Here is a 21,467-nt window from a genome sequence, read left to right on the forward strand (position 1 = left end):
TTGTGTCCCCGACCGTTCCCGGTCAGGACACCAAGGACGGGCGGGTCATCGTCGCCTCGCGCAGCGGAGCTACTGGCGGTACCACGAACTGGGATGATGTGTCCATCCCGGTCAGCACCCTCAAGGGCGTCCTGTCCTCCGCCTACGAGGCGGTCACCGCCTCGCGCATGCGCGTCTTCGCGGGCCATGACCATGTGCTCACGCACCGCCGTACCACCCAGGAATCCGCGATTCTCTACCCCGTGTTCCTCGTCCCAGATCCAGGCGCTCGCAAGGGAACCGGCCTGCGAGCGCGCATCATGCTCGGAAAGAACCCAAGGCTCAAGCCGGGGCAGTGGGAAGAGCCGCCGTATCTGTGCGCGGTCGTCCTGCCTAACTCGGAGAACTCCCGTACATCCCTGTATAACCAATCAGGCGGGCTCATGTACTCCGGGGCCGTCAAGGATAGGAAGAAAAAATACCACGGCGGAACGAGCCGCGAGGACGTCGCGGCACGACTCAGCCTGCTCAGAACCGCGACGCCTCACCTCAGCAGGATCACCTTCACCATGCAGGAGGAGAGGTTTTACCAAACAAAGCGTCTCATCGTGGCTTCCATCAACGGCGAGCGCTTCTGCGGTGCTACCAAACGGGGCTCAAAGACCAACGGTCGCTCCTACACCGGCTACGTCGTCCGACTCACCCCCGAGGGCTCAGACCCTCTCATTGACACGAAGCACAACGAGTTCATCTTCTTCGACAACGATCAGAACCGAACCTACCGCGAGGTCTCCGAACGGGTTCTGGCGGGCCTCGTCGAGGTCATCCACAGCTACCTGGAGAACATCCGCACCCTCAAACGCCAGGAGGCGCGCCGCCATGAGGCCGGCGCACCGGACGAGTCCAAGACCCGCCGCTCCGACGCCCCGAACACCTGGCTCATCCACTCGATTCTCGACACGTCCCACGGCGGGCCGGGCCTCAGCGCGGACCGCGAGGCGATCGAGCAGTACCTGAGAAGGCTGGCCGCCGCCGACCCTGGTGTCCCCCTCTTCGCCTCCATCGACTCCACGGGCACGATCACCGGACTCTCCCTGTCCCAGGTGGGCAGACGCGTCAGCAGCGGCGCGCGCACGCCCGCGGAGCTGGCCGAGGCCGACGGTATCACCCCAGCGCGGGGCTATGCCGAGGCCTCCCTTGCGGACCGCATGTGGGGCTTCGTCGCCGACACCAAGGACGAGGGGCAGGACCAGGGAGCGGCAGTACGAGGACGCATCACGATCCACCCGATCACCCCAGCTCTGCAGCCCGAGGGCGAGAACTGGCTCAGGTTGCCGGAGGGCGACAGCACGGGCTGGATCCTGCCGACGCTGGCCAGCCCGAAGCCATCGACCGGCGTGCCGTACCTCCATGGGAAGAACGGTAGGACACCCCCGGAAAAGACGACCCGGAGCGAGACCTACGCGGGCGACCAGCGCCTCATCCGAAAGGTCTACCCGTCTCACCGTTTGCAGATCGATAAGCCGATCGAGTCCATCCCGAACGTCAAGCCCCTGACCGGCTCCCCGGGCCCCAGCGAGACCGCCGTCGGCTCCTACCTCGCGCCGGGAGCCGCCTTCACGACGACGATCAGCTTCGAGGGGCTGACCAGGCAGGAGCTCGCCGTCCTCGTGTGGCTGCTGACCCCCGAGCGTCTGGTGCCCGACGGCGAGCGACGGACCGGCAGGTCTCCCGTCGTCGGCTATCACAGGCTCGGCTTCGGCAAGCCCCTCGGCCTCGGGATGGTCGAGATCAGGGCCACCGCCGTCATCGTTCACAGCGGTGTCGAACTGGCCAAGACCTATCGGGACCTGGAGGGATGCCTGGGCCTAACCGCCCCAAGTGAGACGGCCGTCCCAGAGCTCCTCAAGGATCTGCCCGCAGACTTCGAGAGGAGCCTGGCAGTGCGGGCCTTCGTCCGCTCCGCCTACGGATGGAGTGACGATTCGCTCGTCCAATACCCCGACGCGGACTGTCCCGCCACAGATGACGAGATATCCCCCATCACGACATGGTTCAAGAACCGCGAGGAGAACCGGGTCAAGCACAAGACAAATCCGCAGAAGTACCCTTTGGACAACCGCTACAACCTTCCCGGCTTGGCCGATCCCCCGGCGAAATAATCCAATTCCTGAAGCGCCTCACATTTTTCGGACACCGATAAAGAGTAGTGTTCCCATGCATGAGGAGGCTTATGCAAAATTCAATTCCATGAGCCCGCCGGCTAGACGTTTCACTTGGATTGCGTCAAGGTTTTGCACAAGCCCCCCCTGAGCGGACGAGGGTCGCCGCTTTCTTCGGGGGCTCGGCTTCCACCCGGACTTAACGGAGCTCCGCCTGCAACCGTCGTGACCTCCGGCGTCCTTCTTGTTCTCGCGCGCATAAAAACGCCCCAGCCAGGGGTTTTGATCCGAAATCGGCAACTCTCACACGCAAGACCGAAAACGGCACATGCAAACGACAAAAGACCTGCTGGCGCGTCAATGCATCAACGCCAGCAGGCTCTTCGTGGAGGTGGCGGGAATCGAACCCGCGTCCTGACGAGGCGGACCAGGTCTTCTCCGGGCGCAGTCGACTTGACGGTCTGCTCGGCCCCCGCACTCACGTCGACGAGTTGCGGCCAAGCCCAGTCCGGGAGGAGTCCCCAGCGATCCCCCGGACACGGACCACTGAGCAAGCCTTCTGAATGAGGCCAGGAACCGGACGGAAGGCTACGTCCGGGCTGACCCTTCGGTCACTGATCAGGCAGCGAGAGCGAAGTCAGTGCGATTGGTATCGGCACTTGTTGGTTCCCAGAGGACATTAACGAGACGACTCTGGATTCTCGGCCCGCTTCTCCTGGAGCTACCACTCCAGTCGAAACCGATCACCCCCTGTTGAGTTGTCACCGACCCGGTGGCGGACCACGCGGAACGGCTGCACTGCAAGTGTACGCGCCGAGGCCACCGAACCGAAGCTCACTCGCAGGCGACGCCATCGCCGTCCCGGTCGAGCTCTGAGCGGTAGCCGGGCTCCCCGCGGTACAGCGGAGCCGCCCCCGCCGCGCGGGCCGCGCTGCAGTTCTTGTAGTAGGCGTACCCGCCGTCGGCGTCCGAGCCTCCACCGGTGCCGCCCCCGCCGGTTCCGGTGTCTGCGGTCCCGCCGCCCGCACCCTGGTCGGTGCCGGAGCCGGCGCCGGCGTACTGGACCGGGGCGGTCACCGTGGCCGTCACCTGCTCGGTCACCGTGACGGTCGGCGCGGGAGTGGGGCTCGTACTCGGCATCACCGTCGTCGTGGCGGTGGCCGTCCTCGTCACCGCCGGGGAGCACGGGGCCGACGACGCAGGCTCCGCGCTGCTCACCCCGCCCAGCACACCGATGAACAGGGCCGTGATGCCGGTGCCGATGGCCACGGCGAGCGGATGCTCGTGGAGAAGACTCATGGTGACGCCGCTTTCCCTCAGGATGAGGACGGAGCGGCCGTGGCGCCCCGACCGCCGCCGCGAGAACCCCCATCGGCGCCACCAGATGAATTTTAAACAAGGGATGAGTGGGGGTTCCCCCTGATGTTCATCAGGTGAGACCCCACTGCTCCGTCTCGTCGCGGCGTGGCGCCGTGGCAGGGCCCCGGCGGGTGACGGAGAGCGCCGCTGCCGCGTTGGCCGCCGCCAGGGCATCGTCGAGGGCGGCGCCCTCGGCGAGCCGTGCGGCGAGCACTCCGGTGTGGGTGTCGCCGGCGCCGGTCACGTCGACGGCCTCGACAGCGCGCCCCGGGGTCGTGACGGGCTCCTCCGAGCCGCCGCGGGTCGAGGTGCAACCGGCCGCCCCGGCGCGGACGACGAGCACCGTCCCGTCCCGCAGCCCGAGGCGCCGGCGCACCGTCCGGTGCAGCTGCTCGTCCGGCGGCCCGGCCCCGGCGACGAGCACGGCCTCACGGGCGCTGAGCGTCAGGACGTCGAGCACACCGGTGAGGGCCCTCAGCGCCGCCACGGGGATGTCGAGCACGAGCGGGCCGGGGTCGAGGACGACCAGCGGAGCGGCGCCGCACTCCCCCAGCCAGCCCGTGATCGTCGAGCCGCTGATCTCGTACATGAGGTCGTAGCCGGAGACGCAGAGCACGTCGCCGGCGCCGGGGCGGATCCCGGCGAGGTCCGCCGGCCTCAGCATGCTCTCCGCCCCGGGCACCGTCACATAGGTGGGTTCGACCCCCGGCGCGCGGAAGGCGATGCAGAAGCCCGAGTCCTCGCACGTGTCGACGGGCCCGGCGACCGTGACGCCCTCCCCCGCCAGGGCGTCGGCGATGAGTCGTCCGTGGGGGCCCGATCCGATGCGTCCGGCGTGGACGGTGGGCGTCCCCTGCCGGGCCGCCGCGGCGACCAGGTTGAAGCCGCCGCCCACCCGGGCCCGTGAGCCCGAGGCGATGACGTCGCCGCCGGCTGGGGGCAGGTTCGGCACGTCGATGCCGAGGTCGACGATGATCGACTCGAGCGAGACGACCCGACCGGCGCGCGCCCCGCTCACAGTCGCTCCGTCTCGACGGGTCGCCCGACGAGGCGACGGCCGACCGCGTGGAGCGCCGCGCCCGTCAGACCGGCGACGAGCCAGCCCATCGAGTTCTCACCCAGCCAGGTGCCTGCGAGCGGGCCGGCGAACCACACGTCGTCGCCGACGGCGGCCGTGGTGAAGCACAGCCCGGCGGCGATGGCGATGAGCCAGGGGCCGAGGGCCGCCCAGTTCACGCCGCCCGTGTACCAGTAGGTGCTGCCCCTGGCGGTGTCGGTGAGGCCCGCCGTGTCGTAGACCCGTCGGGTGGCCAGGTCGACGGCGCAGACGCCGGCCCAGGCGGTGAGTCCCACGGCGAGGAGCGTGAGGAAGGTGGTGAAGGGGCCGTAGAAGTCCTCGGCGACGACGGTGATGTAGAGCCCGCCGGCGAGCACGAGGACGCCGTCGATGCACACGGCGGCCATGCGGGTGATCCGGATGCCTCCGGTCAGCAGGTTGAGCCCCGAGGAGTACAGCGACAGATCGGCGGCCGCGATGAGGCCGGCGGCAGCGGCGAGCAGATACGGGACGAGCATCCAGGCGGGCAGGCTGGCCCCGATGGCGGCGACGGGGTCGGACGCGGAGGCCAGCCCGGGGTCGGAGCCGGCCATGAGCGAGCCGGTCGTGATGAGGACGACGAGCGGGATGCCGGCGCCGCCGACGACGGCGGCGATCAGGCCTGCGGACGAGACGGTGCGGGGCAGATAGCGGGCGTAGTCGGCGCCGGCGGCGACCCAGCTCAGGCCGGTGCCGGCCGCGATGTAGCCCAAGGCGCCGAGCACGGACGAGGGGCCGCCGGCGGGCAGGGCGCCGACGGCCGGCCAGTCGACGGTCACCGCCAGCAGGACGACGACGGCCAGCGTGAGGGCGCCGAAGATCCATGTGAGCCACTTCTGGATCCACATGATCGTCGCATGGCCGAGCAGGCCGATGACCGCCGCAATGGTGACGACGAGAAGGATGCACCCGACGATGACGGGCGTCGTGACGGGAACGCCGAGGATCCCGAGCACGGCCAGCAGGGCGAAGCCCGCCGTGGTGCACATCGTCGTCTCCCAGCCGACGAAGCTGATCCAGCTGACGATCGTCGGCCCCCAGTTGCCCCGCACCCCGAAGACGGCGCGCGAGGCCGTGAGGCCGGGGGCGCCGCTGCGCCTGCCGGTGGTCGACAGCCAGCCGACCAGGGCGAAGGAGCCGCACGAGCCGGCGATCGTCACGAGCAGCGCCTGCGCGAGGTCGAGGCCGTAGAGGGTGACGAGGGCTGCGCCCATCGTGATGCCGAGCACGCCCATGTTGGCGCCGAACCACATCCAGAACAGGCTCCCGGGGCCGCCGCGGCGCTCGTTGTCGGGCACCGGTTCGATGCCCCGGGTCTCGATGCGGCCGACGCCGCCGGATGTCTGGTCGTTCATGCGGGTGTCCTCGGTGCGGGTCCTGGTCCGCGCGCCCCGTCCGGGGGGATCCCCGGGCGGGGCGCGGCCCACTCATTGTGCACCGCTCTTCGGAGGGCTGATGGCCCGCCCGCCGTGTTCGTGACACCGCCGACAGGATCGGATCATGCGTGCGGACCGGACCGCGTCGCACGGGCCTCCGCGGTGGTCATCACCAGCTGCTGGCGCCGCCGCCACCGCCGCCGCCTCCGGAGAAGCCCCCGCCGCCGCTGAACGACGAGCCGCCGCTGGAGCCGAAACCACTGCCGGAGCCGCCGCTCGAGGGGGCGGGGCTGGAACCGGCGCTCATGGACCGCACCATGTTCCCGGCGAAGTAGCCGTAGTTGAAGGAGGCGGGGTCGCCGTAGTACCAGGCCGGCGGCGTGGCGGGCAGGCGCCCCTCTTCGGCGAGTCGCCGACAGATCTGCGCCCAACGGTTGGTCAGGTTGAGGGCGATCGCCCACGGAAGATACTCGCTGAAGATGTCCCGACCCTCCTCGAACTGGATCTGGTCAGCCTCCGCCGTCGCCAGATACTCATGGAAGCCGTCGACCTGGTCGGTGAACGCCCTGCCGAGCGCGGTGCGCTGACCCCGGGAGTGGATCTGCCAGCAACCGATGCCGAAGACGACCGCCGGTATGACGAAGCCGAGGATCGCCGCTGCGCTGGGGTCAACTGACGCCGCTGCGGCGGACTTCGTCGGCGTGAACTGCATGCCCCCGGAGCCCACGAGGGAGAACATGCCCAAGAGGATCGGAAGGCCGATCATCCACCAGAGGACCGTCGAGAGCATGGCCGAGCCTCTCTCGCCGACCTTTCCGGCGCTTTTCATGAGGCGGCTTTTCGTGGCCGAGTAGGTGACGTCGGAGCTGAGTTGCTCGCCGGCCTTCAACAACGCGCCCGGCTTGTGCAGGGCGACCTCGGCGCCGGGCTCGGCCTTCTCGTTCGAGAAGATCGTGCGCAGGAACTCCTCCTCGAACGGCTGGTCGACCCGGGAGGCGTCCACGAGCCGCGCATATACCCTCTCCCCATCATCCTCGGCACGCAACTGGATGGCGCCACGCACAGCAAGATCCACGAGCACAGCCGAGGTCTCCCGCGCCCCGATCCGCCCGTCGATGAGCAGACCACCGACCGCCACCGGCACATCGGGCGGAACCACCCGCACCGGGATCGTCTCATGATCGGACTTCTTGTCAGGACGCACCGGAGCATCATCGGTGCCGGCCGGCACCATACCGGGCGGCACATCGGCGAAACGCTCATCCCGGCTGTTTCGCCAGAACAGGAGGAGTCCGACGATCGCCGCGATCGTGCAGGAGCCGCCCACGCCCAGAAAGGCGAGCGACGCCTTGGCGGTCTCCGACATCCGCGCCTTCTCCAGGTGGGGCTGGTTGTCGGAGACAAGCCCCGGAGCGATCTTCGCCCCGATCGTCGTCACCGTCCCAGCCGTCCTCGGCTCCTGCGTGAAGACCCCCCTGCCGTCCACGACGGCCTGACTCGTGCACTCCGTGCTCGTCCCCGCCGCACCCGAGTAGCACCGCGTCTCCTGCACACCGCCCGGCACCTCGACACTCACCGAGAGCCGGTCGATCGTGGGCGCCTCACTGCCGACGACATCCCAGTAGAGCTCGTCGTAGTCCCCCGAGCTGCGCAACGCCCCCGACACCGTGTAACCGATCGTGTACGTCGCCGTGGCCGAGGTGATCCTCGTGTTCGCATCACCGATCTTGAGCGTCTCGGAGCAGTCCCTGGGACCGCCCTGCTCACAATCAGTGCTCGTCGTGAACGCCGCCGACGCGTCCGGGCTCGTCACCGACACATCCGTGATGTCGTAGACGGCGTCCTTCTTGTCGGCCTCGTCACCGAACGGTTCCCGCGTCGGCAGCGTCCGCTTGATCCCATGCCGCCCCGAGTTCGACCCGAAGCGCCACACGATCGTCTCCGACACGCGGAGCAGGCCATCCGTGCCGACGGTGAACGTCGTGTCCCACGAATCGACGCTGTCGTTCGTCTGCGCCTGCGCCGTACCCGGCACCAGCGCCCCCGCAACCACGAGCACCACCACCGCCAACACCGCACCCACCCGACCAGACCAACCATGCGGGGCGCCGTCGCGGCGGCGAGACCGGTCGGCATGGGGATGATTCGAACTGCTCACATCGTTCCTTCCGTCGTCGGGGCGTTCGGGGTACGGACGAGATCACCCGAGGCGTGTCCGGGGCCAGTGGGGGTGCTCCTCGTCGTGCGGGCGCTCAGCGGCGGCCCCTCCTCGTGCGGTCGGCCAGCTCTCGCTGGGCCTCGCGGTTCATGTCGCGCTCGCGGATCGCCTGGCGCTTGTCCCACTCGCGTCGGCCCGTGCCGACGGCGAGCTCGACCTTGGCGCGGCCGTCCTTGAAGTACATGGCCAATGGCACGAGCGTGCGGCCCGAGGAGGCCAGCTGGCGTTCCAGACGTGCGATCTCCTGGCGGTGCAGCAGGAGCTTGCGCTTGCGCAGGGCCGTGTGGCTGCGCCGCCAGCTGCCCATGGAGTATTCGGGGATGTTGGCCTGGTGCAGCCAGACCTCGCCGTCGTCGATGGTGGCGAAGGCATCGGCCAGCGAGGCGCGCCCGTCGCGCAGCGACTTGACCTCCGTGCCGGTGAGGACGATGCCCGCCTCGAGGCGCTCGCCGATCGAGTAGTCGTGCGTCGCCCTCCTGTTGCGGGCGATCATCCTCTCGCCCTTCTCGCGCGGCATGCCCGCTCCCTCCATCGATGTCCGTCCGCCCGATCGGGGCGAGACCCGTGTCGCTGTCCGAACGGGCGGGGCCCGGTGCCGCCCGAACAGGTAAGCATAGCACCACCGGCCCCTGCCCGGCCCGTCTGCGGCACCACCCTACCGGCAACCGCAGGAGCGCGGGCGGGCGCGAGGGGCTCAGACGCGCAGATGGCGACGGGTGACGACGAGGGTCGGCAGGACGGACAGGGCCACGCCGACGGCCAGCACGGCGAGCATCGCCCGGCCGGTCTGGGCCCATCCGATCATCCCGAGCGAGATCGTGACCGCCTGCGAGAGCCGGTCGACGACGAAGTACTGCAGGCCCGCCATGACGCCGCAGGCGAGCAGTGAGCCGATCACGCCGGCGAACAGGGCCTCGAGCAGGAAGGGCAGCAGAACGTAGGTGGTGGAGGCCCCGGCCAGGCGCATGATGGCGATCTCACGGCGCCGGGTGAATGTCGACATGCGGATCGAGTTGGCGATCTGCAGGGTGCCGGCCAGCAGGAGCACGCAGGCGATGCCCATCGTGCCCCATTTGAGGGCGTTGATGACGCGGAAGAAGGGGTCGAGGATCGGGTGCAGGTCCTGGACGTTCTGCACCCCGTTCAGCGCCGAGAGCTCGGAGACGAGGCCCCGATAGTTCTGCGGGTCCTTGAGCTTGACGCGGAAGGACTCCTGCATCTGCTCGACGGTGAGGGTGTCCTTGACCGGGTTGTCGCCGTAGGTGGTCTGGAACTCGTCGTAGGCCTCCTGCTTGGTCTGGTAGTAGATCGTCTCGACGTTCGGGTCGGACTCGAGCGCGGTGCGGATGGCCTCGCGCTGGTCGTCGGCGACGCCCCCGCCCTCGACGCAGTTGCCCCCGACCCCGCTCGCCGCGGAGTCCTGGTTGCACAGGAAGACCGAGATCTCGATCCGGTCGTACCACTCGCCCTTGAGCTCGTCGACCTCGGCGATGGTCATGAGGCTCGCGCCGAACAGTGCCAGCGAGACCCACATCGTGACGATGACCGAGAAGGTCATCGACATGTTCCGACGCAGGCCCGACCAGGTCTCACGCAGGGTGTGACGCATCGATGGACTCCTTGTCTGTGTGTACGAGGTCTGTGTGTGCGGGGGCTCGGGCGGACGGTCCTGACCGCGCGGACGACCGGGGGCCCGCGGGCTCATGCGGTGCCGTAGGCGCCGGTGGACTGGTCGCGGACGACCTCGCCGGCGTCGAGTTCGATGACGCGGCGGCGCATCTGGTCGACGATCATCGCGTCATGGGTCGCCATGAGCACCGTGGTGCCGCGGCGGTTGATGCGGTCGAGCAGCTTCATGATGCCGACGCTGGTGGCGGGATCGAGGTTGCCGGTGGGCTCGTCGGCGATGAGCACGAGCGGGTCGTTGGCGACGGCCCGGGCGATGGCCACGCGCTGCTGCTCACCGCCGGAGAGCTCCTCGGGGAGTCGGTCGCCCTTGGTCGATAGGCCCACCAGGTCGAGGGTGGCGGGTACGCGCTGGCGGATCTCGGCGCTGGGGCGGCCGATCACCTGGAGGCCGAAGGCGACGTTCTCGTAGACCGTCTTGCCGGGCAGCAGCCGGAAGTCCTGGAAGACCATGCCGACCTTGCGGCGCAGCTTCGGCACGCGGAACTGGCCGAGCCGACCGACGTCCCGGCCGTCGACGAGGACGCGTCCGGAGGTGGCGCGGATCTCGCGCACGATGAGGCGCAGGAAGGTCGACTTGCCCGAGCCGGAGGCGCCGACGAGGAAGGCGAACTCCCCCCTGTCGACGCTCACGTCGATGTGCGACAGCGCGGGGGCCGTCTGGTTCTGGTAGACCTTCGTGACGTTCTCGAATGTGATCACGGCTGCTTCCTGACGGCTGGACTGAGGCGGGTCCGCCGCGGCCGCAGAAGCCCTCGACGGTTCCCCACGAGTCTAGGAGGAGCCGTTCCGGCGCCCGGCTCGACGCGCCCGGCGTGTCGCGCGGACGGGGCCTCTCAGCTCTCCTGCTCGACCCTGCGGCGCCAGCGGATGCCCGAGTCGATGAAGGCGTCGATGTCGCCGTCGAAGACGGCGTCGGGGTTGCCCGACTCGTGGTTGGTGCGCAGGTCCTTGACCATCTGGTAGGGGTGCAGGACGTACGAGCGCATCTGGGAGCCCCATGAGTTGCCATCGGACTTGAGGGCGTTCATCTCGGCCTCGCGCTCCGCGCGGGCCCTCTCCAGCAGCTTCGCCTGGAGGACCCGCAGGCAGGCCGCCTTGTTCTGGATCTGGGAGCGCTCGTTCTGGCAGCTCACGACGATGCCGGTGGGCAGGTGGGTGACGCGCACGGCGGAGTCGGTCGTGTTGACGCCCTGGCCGCCGGGGCCCGAGGCGTGGAAGACGTCGACGCGGATGTCCTGCTCGGGGACGTCGATGTGGTCGGTCTCCTCGACGACCGGCAGCACCTCGACGCCGGCGAAGCTCGTCTGGCGCCGACCCTGGTTGTCGAAGGGGCTGATGCGCACGAGTCGATGGGTGCCCTGCTCCACCGAGAGGGTGCCGTAGGCGTAGGGGCACTTGACCGTGAAGGTCGCCGACTTGATGCCGGCCTCCTCCGCGTAGCTGATGTCGTAGACCTCGTAGGCGTACTCGTGGCGCTCGCACCAGCGCTCGTACATGCGCAGCAGCATGGCGGCGAAGTCCGCCGCGTCGACGCCCCCGGCCTCGGAGCGGATCGTCACGAGGGCGTCGCGCTCGTCGTACTCGCCGGACAGCAGGGTGCGCACCTCGAGGGACTCGATCTCCTCGGCGAGGGAGCCGATCTCCTTGTCCGCCTCGTCCGCAGTGGCCTCGTCGCCCTCCTCGGCGGCCAGTTCGACGAGCACCTGCACGTCATCGAGACGCCCGCGCAGCCCCTCGACGCGCTCGACGTCGGACTGGAGGCGCGAGAGCCTGCTCGTCACCTGCTGGGCGTGCTCCTGGTCGTTCCACAGATCGGGGGCCGCGGACTCGACCTCGAGCTCGGCGATCTGCTCCTTCCTGGCCGGCACGTCGACGACCGACTCGATCGACGCGAGCGACTTGTCGAGCTGAGAGATCCGTTCGTTCAATTCATCCAGGGCCACGTCGAGCAAGTCTACGGCACCGCCCGCCGGAGCCCGGCGGGCATGGACGGGCGGTCCGCGCGAATGGTGGGAGGATGGATGGGCCGCCGGGCCCGTGGAGCGGGTCCGGGACGCGACAGTCGACAAGGAGTTCCCGTGGGTGCGTTGAAGAACCAGCTCAAGTCCGATCTCGTGGTGGCCATGAAGGCCAGGGACGAGCAGGCCAGGTCGACGATCCGCATGGCGATCGCCGCCATCATGAACGCGGAGGTCTCCGGGCCCGCCCACGAGCTGAGCGACGAGGAGGAGCTGCGCATCCTCACTCGCGAGGTGCGCACGCGCGAGGACTCGGCCCGCACCTATGCCGACGCCGGTCGCGCCGAACTGGCCGAGAAGGAGTCGGCCGAGGCCGCCCTCCTGTCGCGCTATCTTCCCGCCCGGCTGTCCGAGGACGAGGTGACGGCCATGGTCGCCGAGGAGATCCGCGCCGTCTGCGGTGACGAGGCCCCGACCATGAGGAGCATGAGCGCCATCGTCAGGGCCGTCAACGCCCGCGCCGCCGGCCGCGCCGAGGGACGGGCCGTCGCCGCGGCGGTGAAGAGGGCCATCACCGGCTGACCGACGGGTCCCGCCGCGGAAACGGCCCCTGGGCGGCAGGCGTGGAGCACCCGCGAGACCCGTGCGGACCCCGGGCGATGCCGCGGAGCAGCGCAGGGCCGCGCAGCGGGACGCGCCGGAGGCGCCCCGGGGCTCCGGCGCGGACCCCGCCCGGAGCGTCCGCGGGTCGGGCCGGGAGCACATGCCGGACGCGCGCGCCGCGGGGCCGGGCCGCGGTCGATAATCATGGGTGCATGCGCACGATCGATCGGCGCGTGCGCACGCATCGGTGGGTGCCCGGGGCCGAGGGCCCCGGGTCCACCCGGAATCACAGCAGGAGGGCTCGTGCGTTCACGGAGAGCCATCGCCGCTCTGGCGGCGGCGTGCGCGGTGTCATTGACGGCCTGCCAGTCGGCCGACGCCGTCATCGCCGAGTACAACGACTCGGGCACGACGGGCTACGACACCTCGACGGTGCAGGCGGATCCGGCCGTCCAGGCCCTCGTTCCCGAATCGGTCTCGGCGGACGGCAGGCTGGTCATCGGCTCGAACCTGTACTGGGCCCCGGCCGAGTTCCAGCAGGGCGGCACCCCGGTCGGCTACGAGATCGACATGATGGGGGCCGTCGCCCGGCGCATGGGACTGGAACTGGGCGTCGAGAACGCCGAGTTCGACTCGATCATGCCGGCCATCGGGACCAAGTACGAGGCGGGCGCCTCGTCCTTCACGATCACGAGCGAGCGCGAGTCCAATTTCACCATGATCCAGTTCTACTTCGGCGGCATCGCATGGGCCGTGCAGACCGGCAACCCGACCGGCTTCGACCCGACGAACGTCTGCGGCCGCTCGGTCGGCGTCCAGACCGGCACGATGGAGGACGACGCGGTCGCCGAGCAGGCCACGCGCTGCCAGACGCCGCCCGACATCCAGCGCTACGACAGTCAGGACGCCGTGACGCAGGCCCTCGTCGGCGGGAAGATCGAGGCCATGTCGGCCGACTCCCCCGTCGTCGACTACGCGGTCTCCAGGACCGGCGGCACGATCTCGGCCATCGGCGAGGTCACCGAGATGGCCCCGTTCGGCGTCGTCGTCCCGAAGGACGACCCGGCCATGACCAGCGCCATGCAGGCCGCCCTGCAGTCCCTCATGAACGACGGCACGCTGAAGCGGATCTTCGCGGCCTGGGGCATCGATGACAACGTCGCCGAGCAGGCGGTCGTGAACCCGGAGGTCGAAGGATGAGCAACGAGTCAGCGGCCACGAGCGCCGACGCCCCGTCCGCCGGGGACGCCCCCCAGCTGATCCACGCGGTCCCGCTGCGCCACTGGGGGCGCTGGATCGCCGTCGCGGTGATCGTCGTACTGGCGGCCATGGCGGTTCACGGCTTGGTCACCAACAAGAACTACCACTGGGGCCTCGTGCTGCCCATGCTGTTCACCTACGAGATCGGCCGGGCCATCTGCTGGACGCTGATCCTCACGGTCGCCGCCATGGCGATCGGCATCGTCCTCGCCGTGACGCTGGCCGTCATGCGCCGCAGCGACAATCCGGTGATGCGCGCCGTGGCCACCTTCTACATCTGGTTCTTCCGCGGGACGCCGATCTACACCCAGCTGATCTTCTGGGGCCTCGTCGGCGTGCTCTACCCCCGGCTGAGCCTGGGCATCCCCTTCGGGCCGGAGTTCTGGAGCTTCCGCACCTACGACGTCTTCACCGCCGGTGTGTGCGCCATCCTGGGCCTGGGCCTGAACGAGGCCGCCTACCTGTCCGAGATCGTCCGCTCGGGGCTCGGCTCGGTCGACAGGGGCCAGGAGGAGGCCGCGCAGGCGCTCGGCATGGGTCCGCGCACGATCCTCCTCCGCATCGTCCTGCCGCAGGCCATGCGCGTCATCGTCCCGCCGACCGGCAACGAGACGATCTCGATGCTCAAGACCACCTCGCTGGTCACGGCCGTCCCGTTCACCCTGGAGCTCACCAAGGTCGCGACCGACTACGGCTCCCAGACGCTGCTGCCGATCCCCTTCCTCGTGGTCGCCGGCATCTGGTACCTGGTCATCACGTCGATCCTCATGTTCTTCCAGTCGAAGCTCGAGGCCTACTACGGGCGCAGCGACTCGCAGGCCCCGGACCGGTTGTCGCGGCGCGGCAGGCGCAGGCAGCGCACCTCGCGCCAGGCCGCGATCAACGCGGCGCGCACGACGCCGGACGCGGCGCCGAACGAGTGGGTCGGCTGAGGAGGACGGACATGGCAATGGTCGAGGTGCACGCGGTGCACAAGTTCTACGGCGATCTGCACGTCCTCAAGGGCGTGAGTCTTCAGGTCGAGCGCGGCCAGGTCTGCACGATCCTGGGCCCGTCGGGCTCGGGCAAGTCGACGCTGCTGCGCTGCGTCAACGTGCTCGAGGAGATCCAGTCGGGTTCGATCACGGTCGACGGCACGCTCATGGGCTACGGGCGGGACGAGCGGGGCAGGCTCCACGAGCTGCGGCCCAAGCAGCTGGCGGCGCAGCGGTCGAGGATCGGCATGGTCTTCCAGCGGTTCAACCTGTTCCCCCACATGTCCGCCCTCGGGAACGTCATGGCAGCGCCGGTGCGGGTGGCCGGCAAGCCGAAGGACGAGGCCCGCGCCCGGGCCATGGAGCTGCTGGAGCGCGTCGGTCTGGCCGACCGCGCCCACCACTTCCCGGCGCAGTTGTCCGGCGGTCAGCAGCAGCGCGTGGCGATCGCCCGCGCACTGGCCATGGAACCCGACCTCATGCTCTTCGACGAGCCCACCAGCGCCCTCGATCCCGAGCTGGTCGGCGAGGTGCTGGCGGTCATGCAGGACCTGGCGGCCTCGGGCATGACGATGATGGTCGTCACCCACGAGATGGGCTTCGCCCGCGAGGTCTCCGATCTGGCCGTCTTCATGGACGACGGTCTCATCGTCGAGTCCGGCTCCCCCGCCGAGCTGTTCGACCACCCGCAGCAGGACCGCACCAAGGAGTTCCTCCAGAAGGTGCTCACGCACACCGAGTGAGGCCCGGCGAGGGCCCGGGGCGCCCCGGGCCGGTGGGCGCAGACGGGCTCGAACCGCCGACTTCATCCTTGTAAGGGATGCGCTCTGACCAACTGAGCTATGCGCCCCTGTCCAGCGATTGTAGCGATGGGCGGGGGCGGGCGGATGCGCCCGGACGGAGCAGTGGCCCCGCCGAACGCCCGGCGGGGCCACTGTCCGCATCACCTCCACCCGCGCGGGCTCCCCGGCGGGGCGCTCGCGCGGGCCTGCGGATTCATGCCTCCTTCTTCTCCTCGGGCGAGCCCTCGACCTGGGCCGGGACGCTCGTACCGGTGACGGAGATCTTGCGCGGCTTGGCCTCCTCGGCCACCGGGATCGTCAGCGTCAGCACGCCATCGGCGTAGTCGGCGTTGACGTTCGCCAGGTCGAGGCCGCCGCCCAGGGTGAGCTGGCGGGCGAAGCTGCCGGTGGTGCGCTCCCGGCTCACCCAGTGGTTCTTGTCGCCGGACTCGATCTCGACGGGCTTGCGCTCGGCGGTGACGGTCAGCGTGCGGTCGTCGATGCCGACCTCGATGGTGGCCGGATCGACGCCCGGCAGATCCAGCTTCGCGATGAAGTTGTCGCCATCGCGGTAGAGGTCCATCGGCATGAGCCTGGCGTCGCGGGCCACGGCCCTGGCCGCCTGGTCGAAGAAGCGATCCATCTCGCGGAAGGGGTTGTACAGCATGGTGCTCATCGTGCGCCGTCCTTTGTGCGTCCTCGCCGCCCGGGAGTCTCCCGTGCGGGCACGGTTCCCGCGCCTCGACCGGCCGCGCCTCGACCGGTCTCACCGCGTTCACCTTGAGTAACCTTGACTCAACTCTGATTATTCCACCTTGAGCGGGCCACGCTCAACCCTCGTCGAAGAATTTTCCGGGTGCGCAGCAAGGCGGCGGGGCGGAACCACGACCGGCTCCGGCCGGTGGACGCGACCGGGCCGACGAGGACGCACCTGCGCGGGAAAGCGCGACGGGAGCGCGTCCCTGCACGGAGTCGCCGACGGAACCGCACGAGGACGTCGCACCTGCTCCGCGCCGGGCCCCTCAGGAACGCCGGGCGCTGTGCGAACGGACGATCCGGCACGCCTGCCAGTCGGGGCAGACCTCGACGGCGCTCGTCGCCGTGAGACCGGCGACCGAGGCGCCCTCGGAGATGTCGATCGGCTTGACGTACCCGGGACGGCCGATCTTGGGCGTCAGCAGCCAGATGTACCCCGCATCGGACAGATCGCGGAGCGCGTCGACCAGCGCATCGGCGACGTCGGTGTCGTCGCGCTGCCACAGGATGACCGCATCGACGGCCTCGACGACGTCCTCGATGAGATCCGCGTCGATGAGGTCCATGATGTCGGCGCGCAGCTCCTCGTCGACGTCATCGTCCCAGCCCAGCTCCTGGACGATCATGCCGGGACGCAGCTTGAGTAGTTCGGCTCCCCCCATCGAGGTGGATGACTTGTCAGTACTGCCTGCCATGGCACTACTTCACCACATGCGGGTCCGTCTGCGCGCACCGGGACGCACCCGATCCGGCGCCGTCCCGGCCCGCGCGCCCGAGAGCGAGGGATTGGGTGCGTCCCCGCCGGGCGGACCGCACGTCGCCCGGCGGGGACGCCCACGAGGCGAGAGCACCGCCGGCACCCGCCGGGACGTAGAAGCAGGGGCGCCCACGGGCCGGTGACGCCCCTGCTCCGCCCTGCCGCGCCGGGGGAGCACGACGACATGCGCTCCCCGATCAGTGCTCCTCGACCGGGGCCGCCGCCGCGGAGACATCGAGCAGGCCGTACCGCTCGGCGGCCTGGGCGGCCCACTCGGCGGGCACCTCGCCGCGGCGGGCGAGGGTCTGCAGGGTGGCGACCACCATCGACACGGCGTCGATGTGCACCTCGCGGCGGGCTGCGGCGCGGGTGTCGGAGAAGCCGAAGCCGTCGGCGCCGAGCACTGTGTAGTCGGTCGGCACCCACTCGCGGATCTGGTCCTGCACGGCCTTCATGTAGTCGCTCGTGGCGATCACGGGGCCGGGACGCCCGGACAGGCACCGCGTGACGAAGGGCACGCGCTGCGGCAGTTCGGGGTGCAGGAAGGACTGCTCGTTGCACTCGAGACCGTCCCGGCGCAGTTCGCCCCAGCTCGTGACGCTCCACACGTCGGCGACGACGCCCCAGTCGGCCTTGAGCAGCTCCTGGGCCCGGAGGGCCCACGGGACGCCGACGCCCGAGGCGAGCAGCTGGGCGCGGCGGGCGTCCGGGTTGACGCCCTCCATCGACCCCTCGCAGAGCAGGTGCATGCCCTTGAGGATGCCCTCGACGTCGACGTCGGCCGGCTCGGCGGGCTGCTCCATCGGCTCGTTGTAGGCGGTGATGTAGTAGGCGATGTCCTCGGGCTCGTCGCCGTACATGCGGCGCAGGCCGTCCTCGACGATGTGCGCCAGCTCGTAGCCGTAGCACGGGTCGTAGCTGACGAGCGCCGTGTTGGTGCTCACGAGGATCGGCGAGTGGCCGTCCATGTGCTGGGTGCCCTCGCCGGTGAGCGTCGTGCGCCCGGCGGTGGCCGCGATGTAGAAGCCGCGACCCATCTGGTCGGCGGCGGCCCACATCGCGTCGCCGGTGCGCTGGTAGCCGAACATCGAGTAGAAGAGGTAGATCGGGACCATCGGCTGGCCGTGGGTGGCGTAGCTGGTGGCGGCGGCGGTCCAGGCGGCGACCGAGCCGGCCTCGTTGATGCCCGTGTGCAGGAGCTGTCCGTTGACAGCCTCGCGGTAGCTGAGCATGAGGTCGTGATCGACCGGTGTGTAGTTCTGACCGTTCGGGTTGTAGATCTTGTTCGTCGGGAAGAACGAGTCCATGCCGAAGGTGCGGGCCTCGTCGGGAAGGATCGGCACGACGAACGGGCCGAAGCTCTTCTCGCGCATGAGGTCCTTGAGGATGCGCACGAAGGCCATCGTCGAGGCGATCTTCTGATGGCCGGAGCCCTTCTTGATCGACCTGTAGGCCTTCTCACCGGGCAGCTGCAGCTCCTTGCCGGTGGTGCGCCGCTCGGGCAGGAAGCCGCCGAGGGCCCGGCGGTGCTCGAACATGTACGCCATGGCGTCCGAGTCGTCGGGCTCCTTGTAGTACGGCGGCTGGTAGGGGTCGGCCTCGAGCTGGGCGTCGCTGATCGGGATCCCGCAGCGGTCGCGCAGGCCCTTGAGGTCGTCCAGGGCCAGCTTCTTCATCTGGTGGGTCGCATTGCGGCCGGCGAAGTGGGTGCCGAGGAAGTAGCCCTTGATCGTGTGCACGAGGATGACGGTCGGGCCGCCGTTGAACTCGGTGGCGGCCTTGTAGGCGTTGTAGATCTTCTTGTAGTCGTGGCCGCCGCGGCGCAGCGACCAGATCTCGTCGTCGCTCCATTCAGCGACCATGGCGGCGGTGCGGGGGTCCTGGCCGAAGAAGTGCTCGCGCACCCAGGCGCCGTCGTTGGCCTTCATGGTCTGGTAGTCGCCGTCATTGGTGGCGTTCATGATGGCGACCAGTGCGCCCTCGGCGTCGGCCGCCAGGAGCGGGTCCCAGTTCTCGCCCCAGATGACCTTGATGACGTTCCAGCCGGCGCCGCGGAAGAAGGCCTCGAGTTCCTGGATGATCTTGCCGTTGCCGCGCACCGGGCCGTCGAGACGCTGCAGATTGCAGTTGACGACGAAGGTGAGGTTGTCGAGGCCCTCGTTGGAGGCCAGCTGCAGGGCGCCGCGCGACTCGACCTCGTCCATCTCGCCGTCGCCGAGGAAGGCCCAGACGTGCTGACGGCTGGTGTCCTTGATGCCCCGGTTCTCGAGATAGCGGTTGAACTGCGCCTGGTAGATGGCGTTGATCGGGCCCAGCCCCATCGACACCGTCGGGAACTCCCAGAAGTCGGGCATGCGGCGCGGGTGCGGATAGCTCGGCAGCCCCCGCCCGCCGCGGGGACGGGAGTACTCCTGACGGAAGCCGTCGAGATCGGCCTCGGTGAGGCGGCCCTCGACGAAGGCGCGGGCGTACATGCCGGGGCTCGCGTGGCCCTGGAAGAAGACCTGGTCACCCCGGTCGTCGGAGTCCTTGCCGCGCCAGAAGTGGTTCAGCCCCACCTCGTACAGGTGGACGGCGCTGGCGTAGGTGGCGATGTGGCCCCCGACGCCGACGCCGGGACGCTGCTGGCGATGCACCATGACCGCCGCGTTCCAGCGGAGCGTGTGACGGATCCGCTGCTCGAGCTCCTCGTCGCCGGGGTACGGCGACTCCTGGTCGGCGGGGATCGTGTTGACGTAGTCGGTGGAGACCAACGAGGGCACCCCGATACGACGTTCACGGGCCCGCTCGTTGAGCTTGAGCATCACATAGCGGGCGCGGTTCTGGCCGTCAGCGTCGATCATCCCGTCCAACGAGTCGACCCACTCGCGGGTCTCCTCGGGGTCGGTGTCGGGCAGGCTCGTGGGCTGGCCGTTGAGAATGGGTCCGGGTTCCTCGCGAGGGATCACGCTGTCGTCCTTTCAGCTCAGCTGTCCGGCGGCGAGCGGTGCCGACGGACTGCCCCCATCTTCCAACCGGCGGGGAGCTCCCCGTTGGAAAACGGAACCAGCCCTCAGCGTAATTGGCCCGACCACGACCGGTCGGACCAACCGGGCCGACCGGTCGGGTCCCGATCTCATCGGGGAACGAGGCGGCGGGAGGATCCGCGGGCCGCCGGTAACGTTCGCCGCGAAAAGGAAGGGAACCACAGGCATGTCCATCTTCGCCTCACTCGACGCAGCCCCGAACGACCCGATCTTCCACCTGACCGATCTGTTCAACCAGGACACAGATCCCCGCAAGGTGAATCTCGGAGTGGGCGTCTACCAGGACGACAACGGCCGGGTGCCGCTGCTCAAGTCCGTCGAGAAGGTGCAGAAGCAGATGGCCGACGACCCCGATCCCTGGACCTATCTGCCGATGAGGGGCTGGGAGCCCTTCAACGAGGCCGCCCAGGAACTGGTCTTCGGCGCCGACTCCGAGCCCGTCGCCTCGGGTCGGGTCGCGACCATCCAGTCGCTCTCCGGCACCGGCGCGCTCCTGCTGGGCGCCGACCTCTACCGCCACCAGATCGACTCGGACGCGCCGATGATCGCCTCCGATCCCACGTGGGCGAACCACCACTCGCTGTTCCGCTACGCCGGCTACCGCACGGGCAGCTACCGCTACTATGACGCGGACGCCCAGGACATCGACGTCGAGGGCATGTTCGCCGACATCCGGGCGGCCGAGCCCGGCACCGTCGTGCTCCTGCACGCCTGCTGCCACAACCCCACCGGCTACGACCTGGGCCCCGAGCACTGGGGCCCGCTGGCCGAGCTGCTCGCCGAGCGCGGGCTCATGCCCTTCATCGACCTGGCCTACGAGGGCTTCTCGCGCGGCCTCGTCGAGGACGCCGGCATGGTCCGCGCATTCGCCGCGGCCGGTCTGAGCTTCTTCGTCGCGAGCTCCTTCAGCAAGAACATGGCCATGTACGGCGGCCGCACCGGCGCCATCCACGCGGTGTGCGCCGACGCCGACGAGGCCGCCCGCGTCAAGAGCCAGCTCGCCCGCACCGTCCGCAGCCTCTACTCGAACGCCCCCTTCCAGGGCGCGACGATCGCCGCGACGATCCTCACCGACCCCGACCTGCGCGCCGGCTGGGAGGAGGAGGTGACGACCATGCGCACCCGCATCACCGACATGCGCGCCGCCCTCCTGGCGGCCCTCGTGGCCGCGGGGGTCGAGGACATGGGCTTCATCACCCGGCAGGCGGGCATGTTCAGCTTCTCGGGCCTGAGCAGGGACGAGATGATCCGTCTGCGCGAGGAGTACCACGTCTACGGGCTCGACACGGGCAGGATCTGCATGGCGGCCCTGAACAGCCGCAACGTCGAGTACGTCGCGTCGGCGATCGCGGCCGTCCACCGGGGCTGACCCGTCCCGGCCCGGGCAACAGCATGCATCGGCCCGGGCCCGGGGCCGCCGCGCCGACTAGGCTGTGCTGCACGCGCGCCCCGCCGGTGCGGACCCCCGGTGC

17 protein-coding genes, 1 tRNA gene and 1 other RNA gene are annotated in these 21,467 nt (G+C 69.5%); 6 read left to right on the forward strand and 13 right to left on the reverse strand.

Annotated features, from left to right (window positions below; genetic code table 11):
- Window positions 1-2 precede the first annotated feature (2 nt).
- Window positions 3-2,141 (forward strand): hypothetical protein, encoded by a 2,139-nt coding sequence (locus tag EGX94_RS00675; RefSeq protein WP_123825771.1) that lies wholly within the window; start codon window positions 3-5, stop codon window positions 2,139-2,141.
- A 383-nt stretch (window positions 2,142-2,524) separates the two neighbouring features.
- Here EGX94_RS00675 and ssrA read toward each other — a convergent pair.
- The 9 genes from ssrA to prfB form a co-directional block, all read right to left on the reverse strand.
- Window positions 2,525-2,892: a transfer-messenger RNA gene (gene ssrA / locus EGX94_RS00680) on the reverse strand.
- An 83-nt stretch (window positions 2,893-2,975) separates the two neighbouring features.
- The gene (locus EGX94_RS00685; protein WP_021796944.1) at window positions 2,976-3,440 is read right to left on the reverse strand and encodes an excalibur calcium-binding domain-containing protein; all 465 of its coding nucleotides are present in this window, start codon (window positions 3,438-3,440) and stop codon (window positions 2,976-2,978) included.
- 130 nt (window positions 3,441-3,570) lie between these two features.
- Entirely contained in the window at window positions 3,571-4,518 is a 948-nt protein-coding gene (locus tag EGX94_RS00690) for a PfkB family carbohydrate kinase (protein ID WP_021796951.1), read from the reverse strand.
- Window positions 4,515-5,951, reverse strand: a complete 1,437-nt coding sequence (locus tag EGX94_RS00695; protein ID WP_043120676.1) for a purine-cytosine permease family protein — start codon at window positions 5,949-5,951, stop codon at window positions 4,515-4,517. Before EGX94_RS00695 ends, EGX94_RS00690 begins: the two co-directional genes overlap by 4 nt.
- A gap of 190 nt (window positions 5,952-6,141) precedes the next feature.
- Window positions 6,142-8,055, reverse strand: a complete 1,914-nt coding sequence (locus EGX94_RS00700) for a DUF2207 domain-containing protein (RefSeq protein ID WP_043120678.1) — start codon at window positions 8,053-8,055, stop codon at window positions 6,142-6,144.
- Window positions 8,056-8,224: 169 nt separating this feature from the next.
- Window positions 8,225-8,707: an SsrA-binding protein SmpB gene (smpB, locus tag EGX94_RS00705; RefSeq protein WP_021796943.1), complete on the reverse strand. Its 483-nt coding sequence runs from the start codon at window positions 8,705-8,707 to the stop codon at window positions 8,225-8,227.
- Between the two features lie 177 nt (window positions 8,708-8,884).
- Window positions 8,885-9,799 carry a permease-like cell division protein FtsX gene (ftsX, locus tag EGX94_RS00710; protein ID WP_021796939.1) on the reverse strand — a complete coding sequence of 305 codons (915 nt, stop codon included), beginning with the start codon at window positions 9,797-9,799 and terminating at the stop codon, window positions 8,885-8,887.
- Between the two features lie 92 nt (window positions 9,800-9,891).
- Complete coding sequence (gene ftsE, locus EGX94_RS00715) at window positions 9,892-10,578, reverse strand: cell division ATP-binding protein FtsE (RefSeq protein WP_021796942.1); 687 nt, start codon at window positions 10,576-10,578, stop codon at window positions 9,892-9,894.
- A gap of 134 nt (window positions 10,579-10,712) precedes the next feature.
- A complete protein-coding gene (gene prfB / locus EGX94_RS00720; RefSeq protein WP_028705983.1) occupies window positions 10,713-11,831 on the reverse strand; it encodes a peptide chain release factor 2 in 1,119 nt (372 codons plus the stop codon).
- Between the two features lie 126 nt (window positions 11,832-11,957).
- Between prfB and EGX94_RS00725 the strand changes: the two genes are divergently transcribed.
- The 4 genes from EGX94_RS00725 to EGX94_RS00740 all read left to right on the forward strand — a co-directional run bounded on the left by EGX94_RS00725 (window position 11,958) and on the right by EGX94_RS00740 (window position 15,417).
- Window positions 11,958-12,419, forward strand: coding sequence for a GatB/YqeY domain-containing protein (locus EGX94_RS00725; protein WP_028705982.1), 462 nt, complete (start codon window positions 11,958-11,960; stop codon window positions 12,417-12,419).
- A gap of 324 nt (window positions 12,420-12,743) precedes the next feature.
- A complete protein-coding gene (locus tag EGX94_RS00730; RefSeq protein ID WP_021797187.1) occupies window positions 12,744-13,640 on the forward strand; it encodes a transporter substrate-binding domain-containing protein in 897 nt (298 codons plus the stop codon).
- 248 nt (window positions 13,641-13,888) lie between these two features.
- Entirely contained in the window at window positions 13,889-14,632 is a 744-nt protein-coding gene (locus tag EGX94_RS00735) for an amino acid ABC transporter permease (protein ID WP_233418687.1), read from the forward strand.
- Between the two features lie 17 nt (window positions 14,633-14,649).
- Entirely contained in the window at window positions 14,650-15,417 is a 768-nt protein-coding gene (locus EGX94_RS00740) for an amino acid ABC transporter ATP-binding protein (RefSeq protein ID WP_148083280.1), read from the forward strand.
- A 33-nt stretch (window positions 15,418-15,450) separates the two neighbouring features.
- On the opposite strand, the gene EGX94_RS00745 is transcribed toward EGX94_RS00740, so the two are convergent.
- From EGX94_RS00745 to aceE, 4 genes are all read right to left on the reverse strand, one after another.
- Window positions 15,451-15,524, reverse strand: a tRNA-Val gene (locus EGX94_RS00745).
- 146 nt (window positions 15,525-15,670) lie between these two features.
- The gene (locus tag EGX94_RS00750; RefSeq protein WP_028705980.1) at window positions 15,671-16,132 is read right to left on the reverse strand and encodes an Hsp20/alpha crystallin family protein; all 462 of its coding nucleotides are present in this window, start codon (window positions 16,130-16,132) and stop codon (window positions 15,671-15,673) included.
- Window positions 16,133-16,478: 346 nt separating this feature from the next.
- Window positions 16,479-16,907: a DUF3052 domain-containing protein gene (locus tag EGX94_RS00755; RefSeq protein WP_021797184.1), complete on the reverse strand. Its 429-nt coding sequence runs from the start codon at window positions 16,905-16,907 to the stop codon at window positions 16,479-16,481.
- 259 nt (window positions 16,908-17,166) lie between these two features.
- On the reverse strand, window positions 17,167-19,917 hold the full coding sequence (gene aceE / locus EGX94_RS00760; protein WP_021797191.1) for a pyruvate dehydrogenase (acetyl-transferring), homodimeric type: 2,751 nt from the start codon (window positions 19,915-19,917) through the stop codon (window positions 17,167-17,169).
- Window positions 19,918-20,161: 244 nt separating this feature from the next.
- Here aceE and EGX94_RS00765 point away from each other — a divergent pair, with 244 nt between their 5' ends.
- Complete coding sequence (locus EGX94_RS00765) at window positions 20,162-21,364, forward strand: amino acid aminotransferase (RefSeq protein ID WP_021797182.1); 1,203 nt, start codon at window positions 20,162-20,164, stop codon at window positions 21,362-21,364.
- Window positions 21,365-21,467: the final 103 nt, after the last annotated feature.

The organism is Propionibacterium acidifaciens, from assembly GCF_003798325.1.
GTDB lineage: Bacteria > Actinomycetota > Actinomycetes > Propionibacteriales > Propionibacteriaceae > Propionibacterium > Propionibacterium acidifaciens.

Excerpts from the sequence above, each read along its gene's own strand:
- smpB (WP_021796943.1), bottom strand. The coding sequence starts at position 8,707 with ATGCCGCGCGAGAAGGGCGAGAGGATGATCGCCCGCAACAGGAGGGCG.
- EGX94_RS00685 (WP_021796944.1), bottom strand. The coding sequence starts at position 3,440 with ATGAGTCTTCTCCACGAGCATCCGCTCGCCGTGGCCATCGGCACCGGC.
- EGX94_RS00750 (WP_028705980.1), bottom strand. The coding sequence starts at position 16,132 with ATGAGCACCATGCTGTACAACCCCTTCCGCGAGATGGATCGCTTCTTC.
- EGX94_RS00755 (WP_021797184.1), bottom strand. The coding sequence starts at position 16,907 with ATGGCAGGCAGTACTGACAAGTCATCCACCTCGATGGGGGGAGCCGAA.
- EGX94_RS00765 (WP_021797182.1), top strand. The coding sequence starts at position 20,162 with ATGTCCATCTTCGCCTCACTCGACGCAGCCCCGAACGACCCGATCTTC.
- EGX94_RS00740 (WP_148083280.1), top strand. The coding sequence starts at position 14,650 with ATGGTCGAGGTGCACGCGGTGCACAAGTTCTACGGCGATCTGCACGTC.
- EGX94_RS00735 (WP_233418687.1), top strand. The coding sequence starts at position 13,889 with ATGGCGATCGGCATCGTCCTCGCCGTGACGCTGGCCGTCATGCGCCGC.
- EGX94_RS00695 (WP_043120676.1), bottom strand. The coding sequence starts at position 5,951 with ATGAACGACCAGACATCCGGCGGCGTCGGCCGCATCGAGACCCGGGGC.
- ftsX (WP_021796939.1), bottom strand. The coding sequence starts at position 9,799 with ATGCGTCACACCCTGCGTGAGACCTGGTCGGGCCTGCGTCGGAACATG.